We start from the raw sequence: 19032 nt of genomic DNA, 5'->3' as shown, positions 1-19032 counted from the left end.
GTTTTTCATTGCATTCCAATTCGGCCTCAGGCTTTCTTGATCAGGAAATCTTCCGGCTTCTTGTTGCCCTTGGCGGTCAGCTCGGCCATCCAGCGCGGCTGCTTGCCACGACCGGTCCAGGTTTCCTTGGGGTTGGCCGGGTTGCGGTACTTCGGTGCAACCTTGCCCAGCTTGCGGCCAGCGGTCTTCGACGGTGCCTTGGCGACCTTGGCCACCTTGCGCGCGCGCGGGGCCGGGGCGTCGCCGAACAGTTCCTCGATGGTGTAACCCTCGGTCTTGGCCAGCTTGGTCAGCTGTGCCCGGACCTTGGTGATCGGCCGGCGCTTGGCGACGATGGTCTGCTGTTTCTTGGCGGTACGGATCAGGGCGCCCAGCTCGCGTGCCGACAGGCCGGTCAGGTCAATGCTCATTTACGGTTACTCCGGAAACTAATAAGTGGACGGGACGAGCCAGTCCATGGCGTCGCGGGACAGAATAAAGATGAATTAATCCCAGCACAAATGCAGACGGGTCATGGCCTGGCAGCATCCCGGCTGCATTGCGTCGATTTTGACCGGATTATGTCCGCTGCAATATTGCTCAAATGGGCGTCAGGTAAAAAAAGACCGGGGCATGCCCCGGTCTTTTCCTGATCAGTCCTGCAGGCGCTGCAGCAGGGTGGCCTTGTCCAGGCTTTCCGCTTCGCTGGCGCGGCGCGAGCGGTACTCGTAGGTACCGGCGGCCAGGCCGCGTTCGCTGACCACCACGCGGTGCGGAATGCCGATCAGTTCCATGTCAGCGAACATCGCGCCCGGGCGCAGGCCACGGTCGTCGAGTGCCGCGTCCAGGCCCGCATCGCGCAGCTCCTGCAGCAGGTTGGCTGCGGCGTCGGCCACAGCGGCGTCGCCCTTCGGGTTGATCACGCACACCACCACCTGCCACGGCGCCATCGCGTCCGGCCAGATGATGCCGGCATCGTCATGGTTCTGTTCGATCGCGGCAGCCACCACGCGCGAGATGCCGATGCCATAGCAGCCCATCGCCATCACCGCCGCCTTGCCGTTCTCGTCCAGCACGGTGGCATCCAGCGCTTCGGCGTACTTGCGGCCCAGCTGGAACACGTGGCCGACTTCGATGCCACGGGCGATCTTCAGTTCGCCACCGTCCAGCGCGCGGTCACCGGCACGCACGTTGCGGATGTCGGCCACTTCCGGTTCCGGCAGGTCGCGGCCCCAGTTGACGCCGGCCAGATGGAAACTGGCTTCGTTGGCGCCGACGACGAAGTCGGACATCGCAGCCACTTCGCGATCAGCCACCACGCGGATGGCCTTGGCCGGTGCGACCGGGCCGAGGAAGCCCGGCACGCTGCCCAGGTGCTCGGCGATTTCCGCCTCGCTGGCGAAGCGCTGTTCGTCCAGGCCGGCAACCTTGGCCAGCTTGATCTCGTTGACCTCATGGTCGCCGCGCACCAGCACCAGCACGAACTGTTGTGCCTTGCCTTCGCCCGCGATCAGCGCCACCGACTTCACCGTGCGCTGCAGGTCGATGCCGAGCAGCGCCGCGACATCCTCGCAGGTCTTCTGGGTGGGGGTGTCGACCTTGCGCATGGCTTCGCTGGCGGTCGCGCGCGGTGCCGGATCGGCGGCGATCGCCGCTTCCATGTTGGCCGCGTAGTCCGAGCCGGTGGAGAACACCAGCGCGTCTTCGCCGGAATCGGCGATCACGTGGAATTCCTGCGAGGCATCGCCGCCGATCGCGCCGGAGTCGGCCTGCACCATGCGGAAGTCCAGGCCGAGGCGGGTGAAGATGCGGCTGTAGGCCGACTTCATGTTCTCGTACTCGCGCACCAGGCACTCATCGTGCAGGTGGAACGAATAGGCGTCCTTCATCAGGAACTCGCGCGAACGCATCACGCCGAAGCGCGGACGGATCTCGTCGCGGAACTTGGTCTGCACCTGGTAGAAGTTCACCGGCAGCTGCTTGTAGCTGGACAGCTCGCTGCGCGCGAAGTCGCAGGCGGCTTCTTCGGCGGTCGGGCTGTAGCAGAACACCTGGTCCTTGCGGTCCTTGATCTTCAGCAGCTGCGGGCCGAACTTCTGCCAGCGCCCGGTCTGCTCCCACAGTTCCTTCGGCTGGATGGTCGGGATCTGGAATTCCACGGCACCGGCGCGGTCCATTTCCTCGCGCACGATGCGTTCAACCTTGCGCAGCACGCGCAGGCCCAGCGGCGACCAGGTGTACAGGCCCGATGCCAGCTTGCGGATCATGCCCGCGCGCAGCATCAGCCGGTGGCTGGTGAGCTCGGCGTCGCTGGGGGTTTCCTTGGTGGTGTGCAGGTGGAACTGGGAGAGGCGCATCGTCGGCTTCGGATAACGGCAGAGACGCCTATTCTGCCAGCCCGGCCGGGGGGAGGGGTATCGGCAGGGCTGCGCCCTGCACCCGCCTCAAGCAACGTCAGCTGCAACAGCAACAGCAACAGCGGGCTTCCCGTGGGATGGCGGGGTGGGTCCGGTTGCGGGAGACGCCGTAAACCCATCCCTGGGGGCTTGGCCGCGGCATCCATGCCGCGGACACTCCCGCAACCGGACCCACCCCGCCTTCGACAGATTTCCGCGATCTGTCAGGACGACTTATGGGGTCAGATCCGTTCTCCGCAGGAAAACGGATCTGACCCCGGATTCAATTCGAGATCTGACAGATTTCATCCACGCATGGCGTGGATCTACTGGCCACCGGCCTACTGTCGAAGGCGGGGTACTGTGGGTTTGCGGGGTGTGAGCGGCATGGATGCCGCGACCAAGCCCCCATGGACGGGTTCACGGCGGCCCCGCAAACCCACAGTGCCCTGCCATCCCCCAGGAAGCCGCTTTGGCATTTGACGTTGCCGTTGCTTGAAGCAGGTGCAGGGCTGCAAGCCCTGCCGATAACCCTCACTCTGCCGGGCAGTAGGCCTTGATGGCGGCTTCAGCCAACCCCTTCTGCGCGGTGTGCTGCTCCGGGGTCAACGGGGTATCGGCCTTGCCATCACCATCGGTGTCCTGCATTACCTGGCCGCCACCGTCCAGCAGGGCCAGGTTGGCGCGGGCCGTGCTGCACTGCTCGGGCACCGGCGCTGCCGGGGTCTCGGCGCTGGCCGCCGCCTGTGGGCTGCGCGCCTGCTCGCGGGTCTCGAACTTCCTGCCCGCCGGCGGGGTCTCCGAATACTGGGTCACGCCATTGGCGTCCTTCCATTTATAGACCGGGCCGGCCACGGCGTTGGCACTGGCCAACAGCAGCAGGCATCCAAGGCAGGACAGGGCACGCATGGCAAACTCCGCGGAATGGGCGTAGAACGCCGATTGCAGCATTGGCGCCGAGCACTGGCAAGTCGATTAAACTGGATTCCATGGACCCGATCACACCGCCGCCGCGTTCGCGCACGATTTACCTGCTGCCCAACCTGTTCACCACCGCCGGCCTGTTTGCCGGCTTCTACGCGATCATCGCCGCGGCCAACGGGGACTTCGTCAACGCCAGCATCGCCGTGTTCGTGGCAGCGGTGATGGATGGCCTGGATGGCCGCGTGGCGCGGCTGACCGGTACCAGCAGCGAATTCGGCGTGCAGTACGACTCCCTGGCCGACCTGGTCAGCTTCGGCATGGCCCCGGCACTGGTGATGTATCACTGGTCGCTGTCATGGCTGAAGTTCGATGACCCGCTGCTCGGCCGCGTCGGCTGGGCCGTGGCCTTCTTGTATGCCGCCTGCGCGGCGCTGCGCCTGGCCCGCTTCAACACCCAGGTGGCAGTGGTCGACAAGCGCTGGTTCGTGGGCCTGGCCAGCCCGGCCGCGGCCGGCCTGATGATGTCCTTCGTCTGGGCGTTCGCCGATGGCAACCTGGGCTGGGACGGCAACCAGCTGCGCTACGTGGCGCTGGCGGTGACGATCATCGCGGCGCTGCTGATGGTCAGCCGCATCCGCTTCTGGAGCTTCAAGGGGGGCGGTGCCAAGGGCACCCGTTCCGACCGCGTGCCGTTCCTGGTACTGGCCCTGGTGCCGGTGGCCATCGCCATCGCGGTGATCGACCTGCCGCGCGTGCTGTTCGCGGTGGGCATCCTGTACGCCCTGTCCGGCCCGGTGATGTGGGCCGTGCAGCGCCTGCGCAAGAAGCCCGAGGCCGCGTGAGCGGGGATCTGCCCGTGCTGTGGTCTCCGGCCCAGCAGGCCTGGCTGCAGGCCATGGGCTACACCGTCTATCACGACGGCCAGCTGGCTGCCGAGCTGGATGCCGCGCTGCAGCTGAGCGTGGCCGAAGCCGAGGCGGCTGCCGTGCCAGCGGCGGAGCAGGTGCGGGCACCAATCGCACCCGCGCGCGAGCCTCCGGCTGAAGCCACACCGGGTTCCCGCCAGGAACGCCCGGCGCCGCCGCGTCGCGAGACCCCGGTCAGCGCACCGGACACCGCGCCCGCCGCTGCCCGCCCGCTGCCGGGTGGCAATGCCCGGCAACCGGTGGTGCGCCTGCCGGATCGCCTGCAGATCGCCTTGCTGCGCGCGTCCGGCTGCAATCCCAATGATCCGGCCACGCAGGCGCTGATGGACAGCTGGCCGCTGGACCAGCTGCGTCGGGACCCGGCCGCCAAGCGCGCGCTGTGGCCGCGGCTGCGCGCCCTGCGCAAGCGGGGCGCGCCATGAGTGCGGTCAGCCAGCCCGGTCCGGTCAGCCTGCGCGCGCTGCGCGAGAGCGACCTCAACGCGGTGATGGCGATTGAAGTACGCGGCTATCCGTTTCCCTGGACCCGCGGCATCTTCGTCGACTGCCTGCGTGCGGGCTATCCGGGCCTGGCCATGGAGCGCGATGGCCAGCTGATCGGCTATGGCGTGCTCAGCATCGCCGCCGACGAGGCCCATGTGCTGAACGTCTGCATCGACCCGCTGACGCAGTCGCGTGGGCTCGGTCGCCAGTTGCTACGCGCGCTGGTACAGCTGGCCGGCGACCGCGGGGCGCAGCGTGTGTTCCTGGAAGTGCGTCCGTCCAACACGCCGGCGCTGGCGCTGTACCACAGCGAAGGCTTCAACGAGATTGGCCGCCGCCCGCGTTATTACCCGGCCGCACAGGGCCGCGAAGACGCGGTGGTGATGGCGATCGAACTGGTCGACGGCGACCTGCAGGCGATGCCGCCGTTGTAACGGGGAGGGTTGCCGGCCAGCGGCCGGCACTACCGATGCGCCGCTCACGCCAGGCGCAACGCCAGCACGCCACCGACGATGAGCGACGCCGCCAGCCAGCGCGCGCGCGGAATCCGTTCGCGCAACACGAACACCGAGATCAGCAACGCGAACAGGATCGACGATTCGCGCAGCGCCGAGACCATCGCTACGGGTGCCTGGGTCATCGCCCACAAGGCCATTGCATAGGAGGCCGTGGTGCCGACACCACCGGCGAGGCCCAGTGGCCAATGCTGGCGTGCATAGACCAGCACCGCACCACGCCGGGTGTACAACGCCCACAGTGGCAGCGGAATGCCCGATAGCAGGAACAGCCACAGCGTGTAACTGAGTGCGCTGCCGGACTGGCGCGCGCCCTGCGCATCGACCAGGGTGTAGGTGGCGATCATCGCCGCAGTCAGCAGCGGCAGCCGCAGCTGGCCGCCACGTGCACCCAGTGCCATGCACAGGATGCCGGTGCTGACCAGTACCACGCCCAGCCACGCCGCCGGAGGCAGCTGCTCGCCCAGCAGGGTGCCCGCCAGCGCGACCAGGATCGGCGCGCTGCCGCGCATCAGTGGATAGGCCAGGCTCATGTCGACCTGCTGGTAACAGCGTGCGACCAGCCCGTAATAGGTCACCTGCAGCAGCACCGAAGCGGCCAGCCATGGCCAGCTATGCGCGGCGGGGAAGGGCAGGAAGGGCAGGGCAGCGGCGGACAGCAACGCGGCGCTGCCGGTGACCAGCACGGTGCCGAGGAACTTGTCCGGCCCACGCTTGACGATCGCATTCCAGCTGGCATGCAGGGCCGCGGCCGCGAGGACCAGCAGGAAAATGGAAAGAGGCATCCAGCGATGATGCCATGCGGGAGAAATGGAAACGCCGGGCATCGCCCGGCGTTTCCGATTCCGCTTCGGTGGGTGCCAACCTCTCCCACCGTGGTAGGTGCCAACCTCTCCTGCCGTGGTAGGTGCCAACCTTGGTTGGCACGCACCAGAGCGCGGCGTTACAGCTTCGCGCGCTGCTCGCGCAGGCCGGCCAGCTGGGTGTTCCAGTCGACCAGGCGCACGCGCTCCTGCTCAACCACCGCCGGCGGCACCTTGTCGGTGAACTTGGCCAGCTTGGTCTCGCTCTTTTCCTTTTCGGCTTCGACGCGGGCGATCTCCTTGTCCAGGCGCACGCGCTCGGCGTCGAGATCGACCAGGCCTTCCAGCGGCACCAGCAGCTTCAGCTCGCCGACGATCGCGGCGGCAGCCGGCGGTGCGCTTTCGCCTTCGGCCAGCCACTGGATGCTGTCCAGCTTGAGCAGAAACGACAGCGAGGCGCTGAAACGTTCGATGCGCACGCGGTCCTGCTCCAGGCCGGCCTGCAGGCGCAGCGGCACCTGCTTGGACGGGGCGACGTTCAGTTCGCTGCGCACGCGACGCACCGCACTGATCACGGCCTTCAGCCATTCCACGTCGGCCTCGGCCTGGGCGAAATCACCTTCGAACTCGGCGGCGGTCGGGTACGGGCGCAGCGACAGCGTGGTTTCGGCCAGGCCCAGGCGCGGGGCCAGCTGCTGCCACAGCTGTTCGGTGATGAACGGCGTGAGCGGGTGCAGCAGGCGCAGCAGCGCTTCCAGCACGTACAGCAGGGTGTGACGGGTGCTCTCGGCATCCGCTGCGTCGGCACCGTTCAGTGCCGGCTTGCTCAGTTCCAGGAACCAGTCGCAGAACTCGTTCCAGGCGAACTCGTACAGGCACTGCGCCAGCAGGTCGAAGCGGTAGTTGGCGTAGTGGCCCTGCGCCTCGGCGGACACCGCAGCCAGGCGCGCCAGGATCCAGCGCTCGGCATCGGTGCGCGGCGTCGGCACGCCGGTGAACGCTGCACCCTCGGTGTTCATCAGGGTGAAGCGGCTGGCGTTCCACAGCTTGTTGCAGAAGTTCTTGTAGCCCTCGGCGCGGTTCATGTCGAACTTGATGTCGCGGCCGTGGGTGGCCAGCGCGGCGATGGTGAAGCGCAGCGCATCGGCACCGTGGGCAGCAATGCCGTCCGGGAATTCCTTGCGGGTGGCCTTCTCGATCTTCTCCACCATCTTCGGCTGCATCAGGCCGCCGGTGCGCTTGGCGACCAGGTCATCGATGGTGATGCCGTCGATGATGTCCAGCGGGTCGAGCACGTTGCCCTTGCTCTTGGACATCTTCTGGCCCTGGCCGTCGCGGATCAGGCCGGTGAAGTAGACGTCCTTGAATGGGATCTTCCCGACCAGGTTGTCGGTGGCCATGATCATGCGCGCCACCCAGAAGAAGATGATGTCGAAACCGGTGATCAGCACCGACGACGGCAGGTAGCGGTTGAAGCCACGCTCGGCCATGGCCTGTTCGTTCGGCCAGCCCAGGGTGGAGAACGGCCACAGCTGCGAGGAGAACCAGGTCTCCAGCACGTCGCTTTCCTGGTTCAGCACCACGTCGCTGCCCAGGTTGTGCTTTGCCCGCACTTCCTCTTCGCTGCGACCGACATAACAGGTGCCGGTGGCTTCGTCGAACCACGCCGGGATGCGGTGGCCCCACCACAGCTGACGGCTGATGCACCAATCCTGGATGTTGTTCATCCAATGGCGGTAGGTGTTGATCCAGTTCGGCGGCACGAAGGCGATGGTTCCGTCCTCAACCAGTTCCAGGCCACGCTTGGCCAGGTCGTCCATCTTCACGAACCACTGGTCGGTCAGGTACGGCTCGATCACCTGGCCGGTACGGTCACCGCGCGGCACCTGCAGCTTGTGCGCCTTGGTCTCGACCAGGATGCCCAGGTCTTCCAGCTCGGCCAGCACCGCCTTGCGCGCGGCGTAGCGGTCCAGGCCCTGGAAGCGTTCCGGCGCATTTTCATTCAGCGCCGCCACCGGGGTGAACAGGTTGATCATCGGCAGGCTGTGGCGCACGCCCACTTCGTAGTCGTTGAAGTCGTGCGCCGGGGTGACCTTGACCACGCCGGTGCCGAACGCGCGGTCCACGTAGTCGTCGGCGATCACCGGCACGCGACGGCCGGTCAGCGGCAGCACCACGCTCTTGCCGATCAGGTGCGCGTAACGCTCGTCTTCCGGGTGCACCATCACCGCGGTATCGCCCAGCAGGGTTTCCGGGCGGGTGGTGGCGACGACCAGGTAGTCGCGGGTTTCGCGCAGGGTTTCCACGCCGTCGGCATCGCGCTCGACGTGCTCGTAGCTCAGGCCTTCATCCAGCGTGTAGGCGATGGACCACAGGAAGCCGTCTTCCTCGGCGCTCTCCACTTCCAGGTCGGAAATGGCGGTCTTCAGCACCGGGTCCCAGTTGACCAGGCGCTGGCCACGGTAGATCAGGCCCTGTTCGTACCAGCGCACGAAGGCTTCGTTGACCGCCGCCGACGGCTGCGGGTCCATGGTGAAGGTGCTGCGCGACCAGTCGGCGGAGGTGCCGAGGCGGCGCATCTGGCGCTCAATGGTGTCGCCAGACTGCAGCTTCCACTCCCAGACCTTGCCGATGAAGCCTTCGCGGCCCAGCGAATCGCGGGTCTCGCCCTTGCCTTCCAGCGCCAGGTTGCGGCTGACCACCATTTCAGTGGCGATGCCGGCGTGGTCGGTACCGACCTGCCACAGCGTGTCGTAGCCGCGCATGCGGTGGTAGCGCACCAGCGCGTCCATCAGGGTCTGCTGGAAGGCGTGGCCCATGTGCAGGGTGCCGGTCACGTTCGGCGGCGGCAGCAGGATGGTGTACGGCTCGCCCGTGCCGGACGGCTTGAAGTGGCCGGCCTTCTCCCAGGCCTCGTAGAGGTCGGTCTCGAAGGACTTCGGGTCGTAACTGGAGGCGAGTTGGGTCATGCGGGGGAACCGGTAATCAAGGCGGAAGGGAGATCAGCGCGACCCGAGGGCGCGCCGGATCTTCTGGTCGGTGTGGTACTGGCTGACCGCGTAGGCGGCCCAGATGGCGGCGGGCAACCACCCGATCAGGGTGATCTGCAGGATCAGGCAGACGATCCCGGCCAGCGGCCGGCCGATGGTGAAAAAGGACAGCCAGGGAAGAATCAGGGCGATCAGCAGGCGCATCAAGGGGTCCTCGCTGGACTTACATGTCGTGCTTGTTCAGGTCGTAACCGGCGGCCTTGTACTGGCGCCAGCGTTCGCGCAGCGGTTCGCGCGCTTCCGGGTCGGCCGGAACCACTTCCAGCACGCGCTCGCACTGGCCCAGCCAGGGTTCATCGCGCAGGTTGATCACCAGCGGACGCGCCGGTGCCTCGGTGCCGGGCACGGCGATCAGCACCAGGGCTTCTTCCTCGTCCATGTCCTCGCCGGCGATCTGGTGCGGGATGTAGGCATCGTTGTCGAACGCCCACAGCAGCTCGTCCAGCTCCTCGGCCTGGGCCTGGTCGCGGGCCAGTACCAGGGTGAACAGCCCGGCGTCGTTGGCCTTGCGCGCCAGCTCGCAGACCAGGCGCAGAGGCTCGGTCAGGAAGCGGGGCTTGGCGATCAGATAGAAATCAGCGCGGGGCATGGCAGGGTCCGGGTCGGGCAGGGGCCCGGCATGCCGGGCGGGGGCAGGCCGGAGGATGCCCCGGCCGACAGGCGCCGGCCAGGGGCAGGTACGGCATCAGGCGCGGGCGGCCTGGTCCAGCAGCCACTGGCTCAGCAGGCCGACCGGGCGGCCGGTGGCCATGCCACGCTTGCCTTCATCGCTGGCCACGCCGGCGATGTCCAGGTGGGCCCAGCGCTGGCCTTCGGCGAAGCGCGACAGGAAGCAGCCCGCGGTGATCGCGCCGGCCCAGCGGCCGCCGATGTTGTAGACGTCGGCGAAGGTCGAATCCAGCATCGGCTGGTACTCGTCCCACAGCGGCAGGCGCCAGGCGCGGTCGAACACGTGCTCGCCGGCGGCCAGCAGCTCGTTGGCCAGGTCGTCGTGCTTGCTCATCAGGCCGGCGGTCTGGTGGCCGAGGGCGACCATGCAGGCACCGGTCAGGGTGGCGACGTCGACCAGCGCGGCCGGCTCGAAGCGCTGCGCGTAGGTCAGCGCATCGCACAGGATCAGGCGGCCTTCGGCGTCGGTGTTGCCGACTTCGATGGTCTTGCCCGACATCGAGGTGATCACGTCGGACGGGCGGTAGGCGTTGCCGTCGATGGCGTTTTCCACCGCCGGCACCACCACCACCAGGTTCAGCGGCAGCTTGGCCTTGACCGCGGCGACGAAGGTGCCGATGACGTTGGCGCCACCGCACATGTCGTACTTCATCTCTTCGATGCCGCCCTGGGTCTTCAGGTTGACGCCACCGGTATCGAAGGTGATGCCCTTGCCGACCAGCACGTACGGCTTGGCGTCGCCGGCACCGGTCCACTTCAGCACGACCAGGCGCGGGCGGTTGGCCGAACCGCGGGCGACGGCCAGCAGCGAGCCCATGCCCAGCGCTTCCATCTGGTGCTCGTCGAGGATCTCGGCCTCGGCACCGTCGTGCTCGCCGGCGAACTTCACGCCCACTTCGGCCAGGTAGGCCGGGGTGCAGTAGTTCGGCGGCAGGTTGCCCAACTCGCGGGCGAACTCGACACCGGCGGCGATGGCCTGGCCCTGGGCCAGGGCCTGCGCGTCGTCACCGGCGATGGCCAGCTGGGCCAGGCCGGCGTCGTCGGCCTTCTTCTTGCCCAGGGTGGCGGTGTAGCGGTACGCGGCGTGATCGGCGGCGATCACCGCCTGGCGGATCGCCCAGGCCGCGTCGCGGTCCTTCACCGCCACTTCGGACAGTGTGAACAGTGCGCTGCGGGCAGCACCGGCCTTCAGCGCGCGCACGGCGTCGCCGACGGCCTTCAGGTACTGCGGCACGCCGAAACGGGCGACTTCGCCCAGGCCGACCACCAGCACGCGCGGGGCGGTCACGCCCGGCAGGTCATGCAGCAGGGTGGTGGCGCCGGTCTTGCCGGACAGGTCGCCGCGCTGGGCCAGGGCGGCCAGGCGGCCACCGCTGGCGGCGTCCAGGGCCTGTGCGGCCGGGGTCAGGGTATGGTCGGCATACGCGCCAACCACCAGGCAATCAACGGTGGCGGCGGCCGGAGCAACGTGGTTCAGGGTGAATTCGAGGGCCATTGAGCAGATTCCATTGGCGAGTCCGTACAATCGCAGGCCGTTTACGCCCAGACAGTAGACTGGGCGGCACCGCGAACGAACCCCAGAGTTTAAACCACCGCCCCATGCTGAAGCTCGACCGATACCTGCTGGGCGATTTCGTCCAGAGTTTCCTGGCTACCCTGATCGTCCTGCTGGTGGTCAGCGTGGGCGGCGTGCTGGTGGACATCCTCGGCAACATCGCCGACGGGCGCCTGCCGGCCAAGCTGCTGTTCTCGCAGCTGGGCCTGCAGTTCATCGCCTACCTGCCGCTGATCCTGCCGCTGGCACTGATGCTGGGCCTGCTGCTGGCCATCGCCCGCCTGTACCGCGACTCGGAAATGGCGGTGATCACCGCCATTGGTGTCGGCCCCAAGCGCCTGCTGCGGCCACTGCTGATGCTGGTGGTGCCGGTGGTGGCCCTGGTGGGCGCCTGTTCGCTGTGGCTGGGCCCGTGGGCCGGCCGGGTGGCCGAGCAGATGATCATCGAGGCCAACCGCAGCGTGCTGATGGCCGGCCTGGAGCCGGGCCGCTTCACCCCGCTGCCCAATGGCGGCGTGGTCTACCTGTCCTCGATCTCGCCCGATGGCACCCAGCTGGGCAAGGTGTTCCTGCAGCGCCAGAAGGATGACCGCCTGGAGGTGGTGTCGGCCAATGGTGGCCGCATGTTCTTCGAGGGCACCCGCCAGCGCTTCCTGGAGCTGGATGACGGCCACCAGGTGGAAGGGCCGGTGGCCGGTGGGCTGGACTACCGCCTGGCGACCTTCGCCCGCAATGACGTGGCCCTGCCCGATGGTGCGCAGACCCGCACCGAGGATGACCCGGAACTGATGCCGACCCTGCAGCTGATCGGCGATGAGCGTCCGCAGGCGCAGGCCCAGCTGCACCGCCGCCTGGCGCCGCCGCTGATCGCGTTGGCGTTCGCCCTGCTGACCGTGCCGCTGGGCCGCAGCTCGCCGCGCCAGCAGCGCTACGGCCGCATGATGCTGGCGCTGATGGCCTACATGGTCGGCACCAACCTGATGTTCATCGGCAGCGGCTGGATCGCCAACGGCAAGATCCCCCCTGCGCTCGGGCTGTGGTGGTTGACCCTGCCGTTGCTGGCGCTGGCAATCTGGATGTATGCACGTGATGGCCGCCTGGGCCGCCCGAAGGGAGCCCGCGCATGAGGCTGCGCCCGATGCGTTTCGACCTGTACCTGGGCCGGTCGGTATTCACCACGGTGCTGCTGACCTGGGCCGTACTGGTCGGCCTGGACGTGGTGATGGCGTTCTCCGGCGAGTTCAAGGACATCGGCAAGAACGGCTACACGCTGGGCCATGCCGCCGCATGGGTGCTGTACACGGTGCCACGCCGCGCTTACACCATGTTCCCCACCGCCGCGGTGATCGGTGCACTGATGGGCCTGGGCCAGCTGGCGGCGACCTCGGAGCTGACCGCACTGCGTGCGCTGGGCCTGTCGCGAAAGCGCCTGAGCGTGTCGGTGGCGATCGCGCTGTCGCTGCTGACCGCGGTGATGGTGTTCAGCGCGGAGACCCTGGGCCCCTGGGGCCAGGACCGAGCCGATGCGCTCAAATCCAGTGCCAAGTGGGGGCGGGATATCGCTACCAGTCGCTACTCGGGCCTGTGGGCACGCGAGGGCGATACCTTCCTCAACGCGCAGAGCGGCGAGGAGCAGCTGGTCGGCGACAAGGGCACGCGCCTGATCCTGCGCGACGTACGCCTGTACCGCATCGCCGAGAACGGGGGCATCGCCTCGTTGACCCATGCCGATACCGCCGAACACGACAAGGATGGCTGGGTGCTGACCGGGGTACGTCGCGATACCTTCGGCGAGCGCTCGGCGACCCGCCAGGAAATCGCGCGTGAACCGTGGAATTCGAAGCTGGATGCGGCCGCATTGGCGACCGGCATCGCCAAGCCGCGCAACCTCAGCGTGGCCGAGCTGAGCACCAGCATTGCCTACCGCCAGCGCAACGGGCTGGATGCGCGCGACTTCGAGGATGTGTACTGGAGCCGCTGGTTCTACCCGGTGAACGTGCTGGCGCTGTGCCTGGCGGCGGTGCCGTTCGCGTTCGGGTCGCTGCGCAGCGGTGGCATGGGCAAGCGCCTGTTCCTGGGCATCCTGTTCGCACTGGGCTTCTGGCTGCTGCAGCTGTTCTTCGGGCGCATGGCCGGCGCGTTGAAGTTCGATTACCGCATCGCCTACGCGTTGCCGCCGATCGTGATGCTGGCGGTGTCCGGACTGCTGTTCCGGCGCAAGTCGGGCTGACCCCCCATGGAGCCGGGCCTGGCCCGGCTGTTTCCGCACTGCGCCCGTGAGTCGAGCATGGCTCGACGCTACAGAGCGCGGATCACCGTTTCGGCATGCGCACCAGGCGGGTGCCGCTGGCGCGGTCGTGCCAGGTCAGGCGTTCGCGATCGACCCACGCCCACCAGAACCCCAGCCCACCCAGCAGCAGCGACAGCGTGCCCACGGCGAAACGCAGCCACAGCTGGCTGCGTCGCAGCGGCGCGCCATCCCCTGAGTGCAGTTTCAGCCGCCACGGCCGCATGCCCAGCGTCTGCCCGCCGCGGCGCCAGCTTGCCGTCGCGTACCACCCCGTGATCGCCCAGCACACCGCCCACAGCAGCCACTGCCAGGCACTGAACGGCGCGATGTTCTCGCGTTGCGCGTGGCCGCTGATGGTGTAGGCGAGGGTGAACAGCGTGCCGGCGAGCATCCACAGCGCCAGTACCGGCAACGCGTCGTAGAGCATTGCCAGCAGGCGCCACAACAGCAGTGCGCGCGGGCGGGGCATTTCGGTAGCGGCCGCAGGGGCCGTGTCGGTGGCAGGGCGGGACATGCGCCGAGCATACGCAAAGCTGGCCGTGCCCGCAGTGGCCCTCGTATCCTGCACGCATGGCCCTTGTTTCCACCCCCGCCGAACGCCGCCAGCTGGTCCAGCAACTGCCCGAACTGCGCGCCGACGACAGCGTGCGCATCCAGCGCTTCCTCGATGCGATCTGGGCCGAGAACGGTCTGGCCCGCGCCACCCTCGACAGCTACCGTCGCGATCTGGAAGGGCTGGCGCGCTGGATGGATGGGCGCGACGGTGGCCTGGCCGGCATCGAGCGCCCGGGGTTGTTCGATTACCTGGCCTGGCGCACCCGTCATGGCTGGTCTCCGCGCAGCAATGCGCGGTTGCTGTCGGCGCTGCGGGCGTTCTTTGCCGACGGCGTGCGCCGCGGCGAACGCAGCGAGGACCCCAGCGCGCTGCTGGATCCGCCCAAGCTGCCACGCTTGCTGCCCAAGGCGCTGGCCGAAAGCCAGATCGACGCGCTGCTGGCGGCACCGGATATCGACAGCCCGTTGGGCCTGCGCGACCGCGCCATGCTGGAGTTGATGTACGCGGCCGGTCTGCGAGTGAGCGAGCTGGTGCTGCTGCCGGCCACCGCGGTCAACCTGCGCCAGGGTGTGCTGCGGGTCACCGGCAAGGGCAGCAAGGAACGGCTGGTGCCGCTGGGTGAGGAGTCGCAGCACTGGCTGGAGCGCTATCTACAGGCATCGCGCCCGCTGCTGGTCGGCAAGGGCAAGGTGCATGCCCTGGCGGATGGGCAGACCCCATTGTTTGTCGAGCCGACGCTGCATGCGCTGACCCGGCAGGCGTTCTGGCACCTGGTCAAGCGCCACGCGCAGGTGGCCGGCATCGACCCGGTGCGGATCAGCCCGCATGGCCTGCGCCACAGCTTCGCCACGCATCTGCTCAACCGCGGCGCCGACCTGCGCGCGCTGCAGATGCTGCTCGGCCACAGCTCGCTGTCGACCACCCAGATCTACACCCTGGTGGCCCGCGAACACCTGCAGAAGCTGCACGCCCGCCATCATCCACGCGGCTGAGCGAGGGCCTGAACCCTGCCTTGCGCCGTGCGCGTCGTCGCGAACCGGTTGCAGTGGCTGTGTCAGAATCCGGGCTCTTCTTCTGCCGCGGAACGCTCCATGCTCCGATTTGCCATCGCCGCCGTGTTCGGTGCGCTCAGCCTGACCGCCTGCGCCCAGCCGGCTCCGCCGGCCGCCAAGGCGCCCGCCGCTGCTGCGGCCAAGGCCGGCCCGGCCGCCAACGCTTCGGCCGACCAGGCCGTGCGCGCCGCGCTGACCGCGCTCAATCCCGGCTTCCAGGTGGATTACATCGGTGCTGCACCGTTCCCCGGCTTCCGCGAGGTCGTCGTTTCCGGCCAGCTGCTGTACGTGTCCGATGACGGTCGCTACCTGTTCCAGTCGCAGCCGTACGACACGCGTGCCAAGGGTCCGGCCAACAGCGAAGGCCTGCTCGGCTACCGTCGCGATCTGCTGGCCAAGGCCAACCATGGCGACCGCATCGTGTTCGCCGCGCCGAATGCCAAGTACACCATCAGCGTGTTCACCGACATCGAGTGCGGCTACTGCCGCAAGCTGCACCAGGACATCGCCGAGCTCAACCGCAACGGCATCACCGTCGAGTATCTGGCGTTTCCGCGCATGGGGCTGGGCAGCAAGGACTACACCGACATGATCTCGGTCTGGTGTGCGGCGGATCGTCGCCAGGCCCTGACCAACGCCAAGCGCGGCGGCAATGTGCCGGCCAAGAACTGCACCAACCCGGTGGCGATGCAGTACGCGCTGGGCCAGCAGCTGGGCGTGAACGGCACGCCGGCGATCTTCGCGCCGGACGGCACCCAGCTGGGTGGTTACCTGCCGCCGGCGCAGCTGCGCGCGGCGCTGGACAAGCTGTCGGCCAAGCGCTGATCGCCGCCGACCTTTTCCTGTAGAGCCGAGCCCATGCTCGGTTGCCGAAACATCAGCCGAGCATGGGCTCGGCTCTACAGGTGGGAAGACGGGGATGCGTGTCGCATCCCCGGCTTTTTTCTTACTTCAGGCCATCACTGACCGCCTTGGTCAGCGTGCCCTGTGCATCGTCACCGCTGAACTCCCAGACGAACGCGCCGCCCAGGCCCTGGGTCTTCACGTAGCCCATCTTGCGGGTGATGTTGGCCGGGGTATCGAAGCTCCACAGCGTGCTGCCGTTGTAGATCCAGGTGGCACCGGCGGTGCTGTCGGTGTAGCCCGGCCACGCCAGGTTCTTCAGCACCTTCCAGTCTTCGATGCCGGCCTCGTAGGTACCCGGGGCGGCGCCGGTCGCGGTCTGGTACAGGCCGTTGTTGGCGTTGGCCACACCGGTCCAGCCACGCCCGTAGTAGCCGATGCCCAGGTTGAGCTTGGCGGCGGGCACGCCACGGCTGATGAAGGCCTCGATGGCGTCGTTGCTGTTGTACAGCTTCTGGTCGCCGGTGGACGGATCATTCGGCGAATCGAACAGCGCCGACTGGTGATTGGTCTTCGCATCCCACGCGCCGTGGAAGTCGTAGGTCATCACGTTGATGTAGTCCAGGTACGGGTGGTACGCGGCCGGATCGGTGACGCGGATCTTGTCGATGCCGGCACCCACCGCCACCGTCAGCAACAGGCCCGGACGCACCGCATCGAGCTGGCGGCGGAACTCGGCCATCAGCGCGGTGAAGTTGGCGTTGTCTTCCGGCTTGCCGCATTCGATGCCGCAGGCTACCGGATATTCCCAGTCGACGTCGATGCCGTCGAACACACCCAGCGCGGCACCGGCACCACCGGCACCGTCGGTTACAGGCAGGTTGCCCTTGATGTAGGCGTCGATGCACGAGGCGACGAAGGCCTGGCGGTTCTCCGGGCGCGCCGCGCTGGAGAAGCCGCGCGACCAGGTCCAGCCACCCAGCGAGATCAGCACCTTCATGCCCGGGTACTTGGCCTTGAGCTGCTTGAGCTGGTTCCAGTTGCCACGCAGCGGCTGGTCCCAGGTATCGGCGCTGCCGCTGACACTCTCGGCGGCACTGAAGGCCTTGGTGTAATCGGCGAAGGCATCGCCACCGGCACCGCTGTTCGGATCCGACGGCTGGGTGATGCCCACTTCGCAGCGATTGTTGCGCACGTTGCCGAAGGCGTAGTTGATGTGGGTCAGGCGTGCGGCCGAGCCGCTGCTGTCGATGTTCTTGACCCGGTAGTTGCGGCCGTAGATGCCCCACTGGGTGAAGTAACCGATGACCCGCTTGCCGGTGGTGCCGCCGTCGCCGGCCAGCGTGGTGGCGCTGATCTCGGTGCCCTGTGCCGACGCATTGCCGGCGTTGTCGCGGGCACGTACGCGGTAGCGGTAGGTGGTCGATGCGGTCAGCCCGCCATCGACGTAGCTGGCACTGGACGGCGAACCGACCAGGCTGCCATTGCGGTACACGTCGTAGCCGGCCAGGCCGCTGCCACCGGTGTTGTCGGTGGACGGGCTCCAGCTGAGCGCGATGCTGTTGGCGGTACGCGTGCCCACCGCCAGTCCACCGGGCACGCTCGGCGCGGTGGTATCGCCGCCGGCAGCGTTGACGGTGATGGTGATGGTCGGCGTGCTGGTGGTGGCGTTGTTGTTGTCGGTGGCCACCGCGCGCAGGGTGTGGCTGCCGGCGCTGGCATTGGCCCAACTGGCCGCATACGGCGCACTGGTGGCCACGCCGAGCGTGCTGCCATCGCGGAAGAATTCGACCTTGGCGACGCTGCCGTCCGGATCACTGGCGGTGGCGGTCACGTTGACCGTGCTGCCGGCACTGAAGGTGGCGCCGTTGGCCGGCGAGGTCAGGCTGACCACCGGCGGCTGGTTGGCGCCGCTGCCATCACAGGCGCCGAGGTTGGTGTAGTAGGGCGCACCGGCCGGATGGTCCGGCGGCGCGTTCCAGATGTCCTGGTTCGCCCGATAGAGGACGCCTCCTTTCTGCAGGGTATCGCCGGCCCGGTAGATCTTGGCCTGGTCCCACTGGGCCACGCCGGCACAGCTGGCGGCCTGCGCCAGGCCGGGCAGGGCGGCGGTACCGGCGGCCAGGGCAAGCAGCCAGGCCAGGCGGCGGGGACGACAGCTTCGGGTCGAACGTTCGGCACTGCGCACAATCGGGTCGTACATGGGTAAGTCTCCGATCAAAGGGCGCGCGGGCCCCGATGGCGCCGCGCGTGACGCAGGTCCGGGCGTCGCCGGGGAAGGCGACGGGTGGGGCCGGACGGAGGCACCTGGGAGGCCGGGGAGAGAGTCCGGCGCCAGGTGGGGACAACGTTGTCATCAATCGCGTGGTCAATCCGTGAGCAAGTGCATGGTTCCGGGATTCGGGCGGAGCGCGGCGCTGCGCGCGGTCGGCGGCCATCGGCGGAGCCCCCTCGTGGCTGGGCTTTCCGCGAACAGCGGATTTCTGTGGGGTTGGCCGGGCGGGTAGGCTGCGCAGGGGACGCTGCAAGTACGTCCATGTAAGCTCGGTCGCCGCATCCATGCGGCTCACGCCCCTGCGCAGCCCACCCGCCCGGCCACGGACAGGTTCCTGCGCGGCCAGCCACGGAAGACAGAACAAAAAATCAAAAGCAGAAGCCGGTCGCTGCGCTCTTCAATGCCTGATTCCTGAGATTTCCCTGGTTGCCGGCCAGCGGCCGGCACTACCGGGGAGCATCCACGCATGGTGTGGATCTACCGCAGATCGCGGAAATCTGTCGAAGGCGGGGTGGGTCCGGTTGCGGGGGTGTCCGCGGCATGGATGCCGCGGCCAAGCCCCCAAGGACGGGTTTACGGCGTCCCCCGCAACCGGACCCACCCCGCCATCCCACGGGAACCCCGCTTTCGCTTTGGCCGTTGCTTCGGCTCTGGCCTCGGCGGGTGCCGGGCGCCGCCCGGCCAAAGCCCATCCCCCGCTTCCGGTACAATGTCGGG

The 19032-nt window shown here is 67.9% G+C and carries 17 protein-coding genes; 7 read left to right on the top strand and 10 right to left on the bottom strand.

Annotated elements, in window-relative coordinates; all coding sequences use genetic code 11:
* Positions 1-26 precede the first annotated feature (26 nt).
* From AC13GF_RS04595 to AC13GF_RS04585, 3 genes are all read right to left on the bottom strand, one after another.
* Entirely contained in the window at positions 27-410 is a 384-nt protein-coding gene (locus tag AC13GF_RS04595; protein WP_005415203.1) for an H-NS histone family protein, read from the bottom strand.
* Positions 411-632: 222 nt separating this feature from the next.
* Entirely contained in the window at positions 633-2336 is a 1704-nt protein-coding gene (locus AC13GF_RS04590; protein ID WP_483003462.1) for a proline--tRNA ligase, read from the bottom strand.
* Positions 2337-2909: 573 nt separating this feature from the next.
* Positions 2910-3284, bottom strand: a complete 375-nt coding sequence (locus tag AC13GF_RS04585; RefSeq protein WP_483003460.1) for a DUF4124 domain-containing protein — start codon at positions 3282-3284, stop codon at positions 2910-2912.
* Positions 3285-3364: 80 nt separating this feature from the next.
* Here AC13GF_RS04585 and pssA point away from each other — a divergent pair, with 80 nt between their 5' ends.
* The 3 genes from pssA to rimI are packed head-to-tail and all read left to right on the top strand — an operon-like array spanning position 3365 to position 5141.
* Positions 3365-4141: a CDP-diacylglycerol--serine O-phosphatidyltransferase gene (gene pssA, locus AC13GF_RS04580; RefSeq protein WP_019660986.1), complete on the top strand. Its 777-nt coding sequence runs from the start codon at positions 3365-3367 to the stop codon at positions 4139-4141.
* The gene (locus tag AC13GF_RS04575) at positions 4138-4647 is read left to right on the top strand and encodes a hypothetical protein (RefSeq protein WP_483003458.1); all 510 of its coding nucleotides are present in this window, start codon (positions 4138-4140) and stop codon (positions 4645-4647) included. The genes pssA and AC13GF_RS04575 overlap by 4 nt, the downstream gene beginning before the upstream one ends.
* Entirely contained in the window at positions 4644-5141 is a 498-nt protein-coding gene (rimI, locus tag AC13GF_RS04570) for a ribosomal protein S18-alanine N-acetyltransferase (RefSeq protein ID WP_032128003.1), read from the top strand. Before AC13GF_RS04575 ends, rimI begins: the two co-directional genes overlap by 4 nt.
* Positions 5142-5185: 44 nt before the next feature.
* Here rimI and AC13GF_RS04565 read toward each other — a convergent pair whose 3' ends face one another.
* From AC13GF_RS04565 to AC13GF_RS04545, 5 genes are all read right to left on the bottom strand, one after another.
* On the bottom strand, positions 5186-6007 hold the full coding sequence (locus tag AC13GF_RS04565; protein WP_483003456.1) for an EamA family transporter: 822 nt from the start codon (positions 6005-6007) through the stop codon (positions 5186-5188).
* A gap of 158 nt (positions 6008-6165) precedes the next feature.
* Positions 6166-8994, bottom strand: a complete 2829-nt coding sequence (locus AC13GF_RS04560) for a valine--tRNA ligase (protein WP_483003454.1) — start codon at positions 8992-8994, stop codon at positions 6166-6168.
* 33 nt (positions 8995-9027) lie between these two features.
* Positions 9028-9219, bottom strand: coding sequence for a YqaE/Pmp3 family membrane protein (locus tag AC13GF_RS04555; protein WP_014035920.1), 192 nt, complete (start codon positions 9217-9219; stop codon positions 9028-9030).
* Between the two features lie 19 nt (positions 9220-9238).
* A complete protein-coding gene (locus AC13GF_RS04550) occupies positions 9239-9664 on the bottom strand; it encodes a DNA polymerase III subunit chi (protein WP_005415211.1) in 426 nt (141 codons plus the stop codon).
* 96 nt (positions 9665-9760) lie between these two features.
* Positions 9761-11239: a leucyl aminopeptidase gene (locus tag AC13GF_RS04545; RefSeq protein ID WP_483003452.1), complete on the bottom strand. Its 1479-nt coding sequence runs from the start codon at positions 11237-11239 to the stop codon at positions 9761-9763.
* 104 nt (positions 11240-11343) lie between these two features.
* On the opposite strand from AC13GF_RS04545, the gene lptF reads away from it, so the two are divergent.
* Positions 11344-12426, top strand: coding sequence for an LPS export ABC transporter permease LptF (gene lptF / locus AC13GF_RS04540; RefSeq protein WP_032128008.1), 1083 nt, complete (start codon positions 11344-11346; stop codon positions 12424-12426).
* Positions 12423-13529, top strand: coding sequence for an LPS export ABC transporter permease LptG (lptG, locus tag AC13GF_RS04535; protein ID WP_483003450.1), 1107 nt, complete (start codon positions 12423-12425; stop codon positions 13527-13529). The genes lptF and lptG overlap by 4 nt, the downstream gene beginning before the upstream one ends.
* Before the next feature lie 82 nt (positions 13530-13611).
* On the opposite strand, the gene AC13GF_RS04530 is transcribed toward lptG, so the two are convergent.
* A complete protein-coding gene (locus AC13GF_RS04530) occupies positions 13612-14103 on the bottom strand; it encodes an RDD family protein (protein ID WP_483003448.1) in 492 nt (163 codons plus the stop codon).
* Positions 14104-14159: 56 nt separating this feature from the next.
* On the opposite strand from AC13GF_RS04530, the gene xerD reads away from it, so the two are divergent.
* Entirely contained in the window at positions 14160-15137 is a 978-nt protein-coding gene (xerD, locus tag AC13GF_RS04525; protein WP_483003446.1) for a site-specific tyrosine recombinase XerD, read from the top strand.
* 99 nt (positions 15138-15236) lie between these two features.
* A complete protein-coding gene (locus tag AC13GF_RS04520; protein WP_483003445.1) occupies positions 15237-16022 on the top strand; it encodes a thioredoxin fold domain-containing protein in 786 nt (261 codons plus the stop codon).
* Between the two features lie 121 nt (positions 16023-16143).
* Here AC13GF_RS04520 and AC13GF_RS04515 read toward each other — a convergent pair whose 3' ends face one another.
* The gene (locus AC13GF_RS04515) at positions 16144-18243 is read right to left on the bottom strand and encodes a glycosyl hydrolase family 18 protein (RefSeq protein ID WP_483003443.1); all 2100 of its coding nucleotides are present in this window, start codon (positions 18241-18243) and stop codon (positions 16144-16146) included.
* Positions 18244-19032: the final 789 nt, after the last annotated feature.

This window comes from Stenotrophomonas sp. 22LJNL06-5-1, from assembly GCF_056861455.1.
The sequence above is the reverse complement of the archived record's forward strand: the minus strand, read 5'-3'. Positions and strand labels throughout refer to the sequence as shown.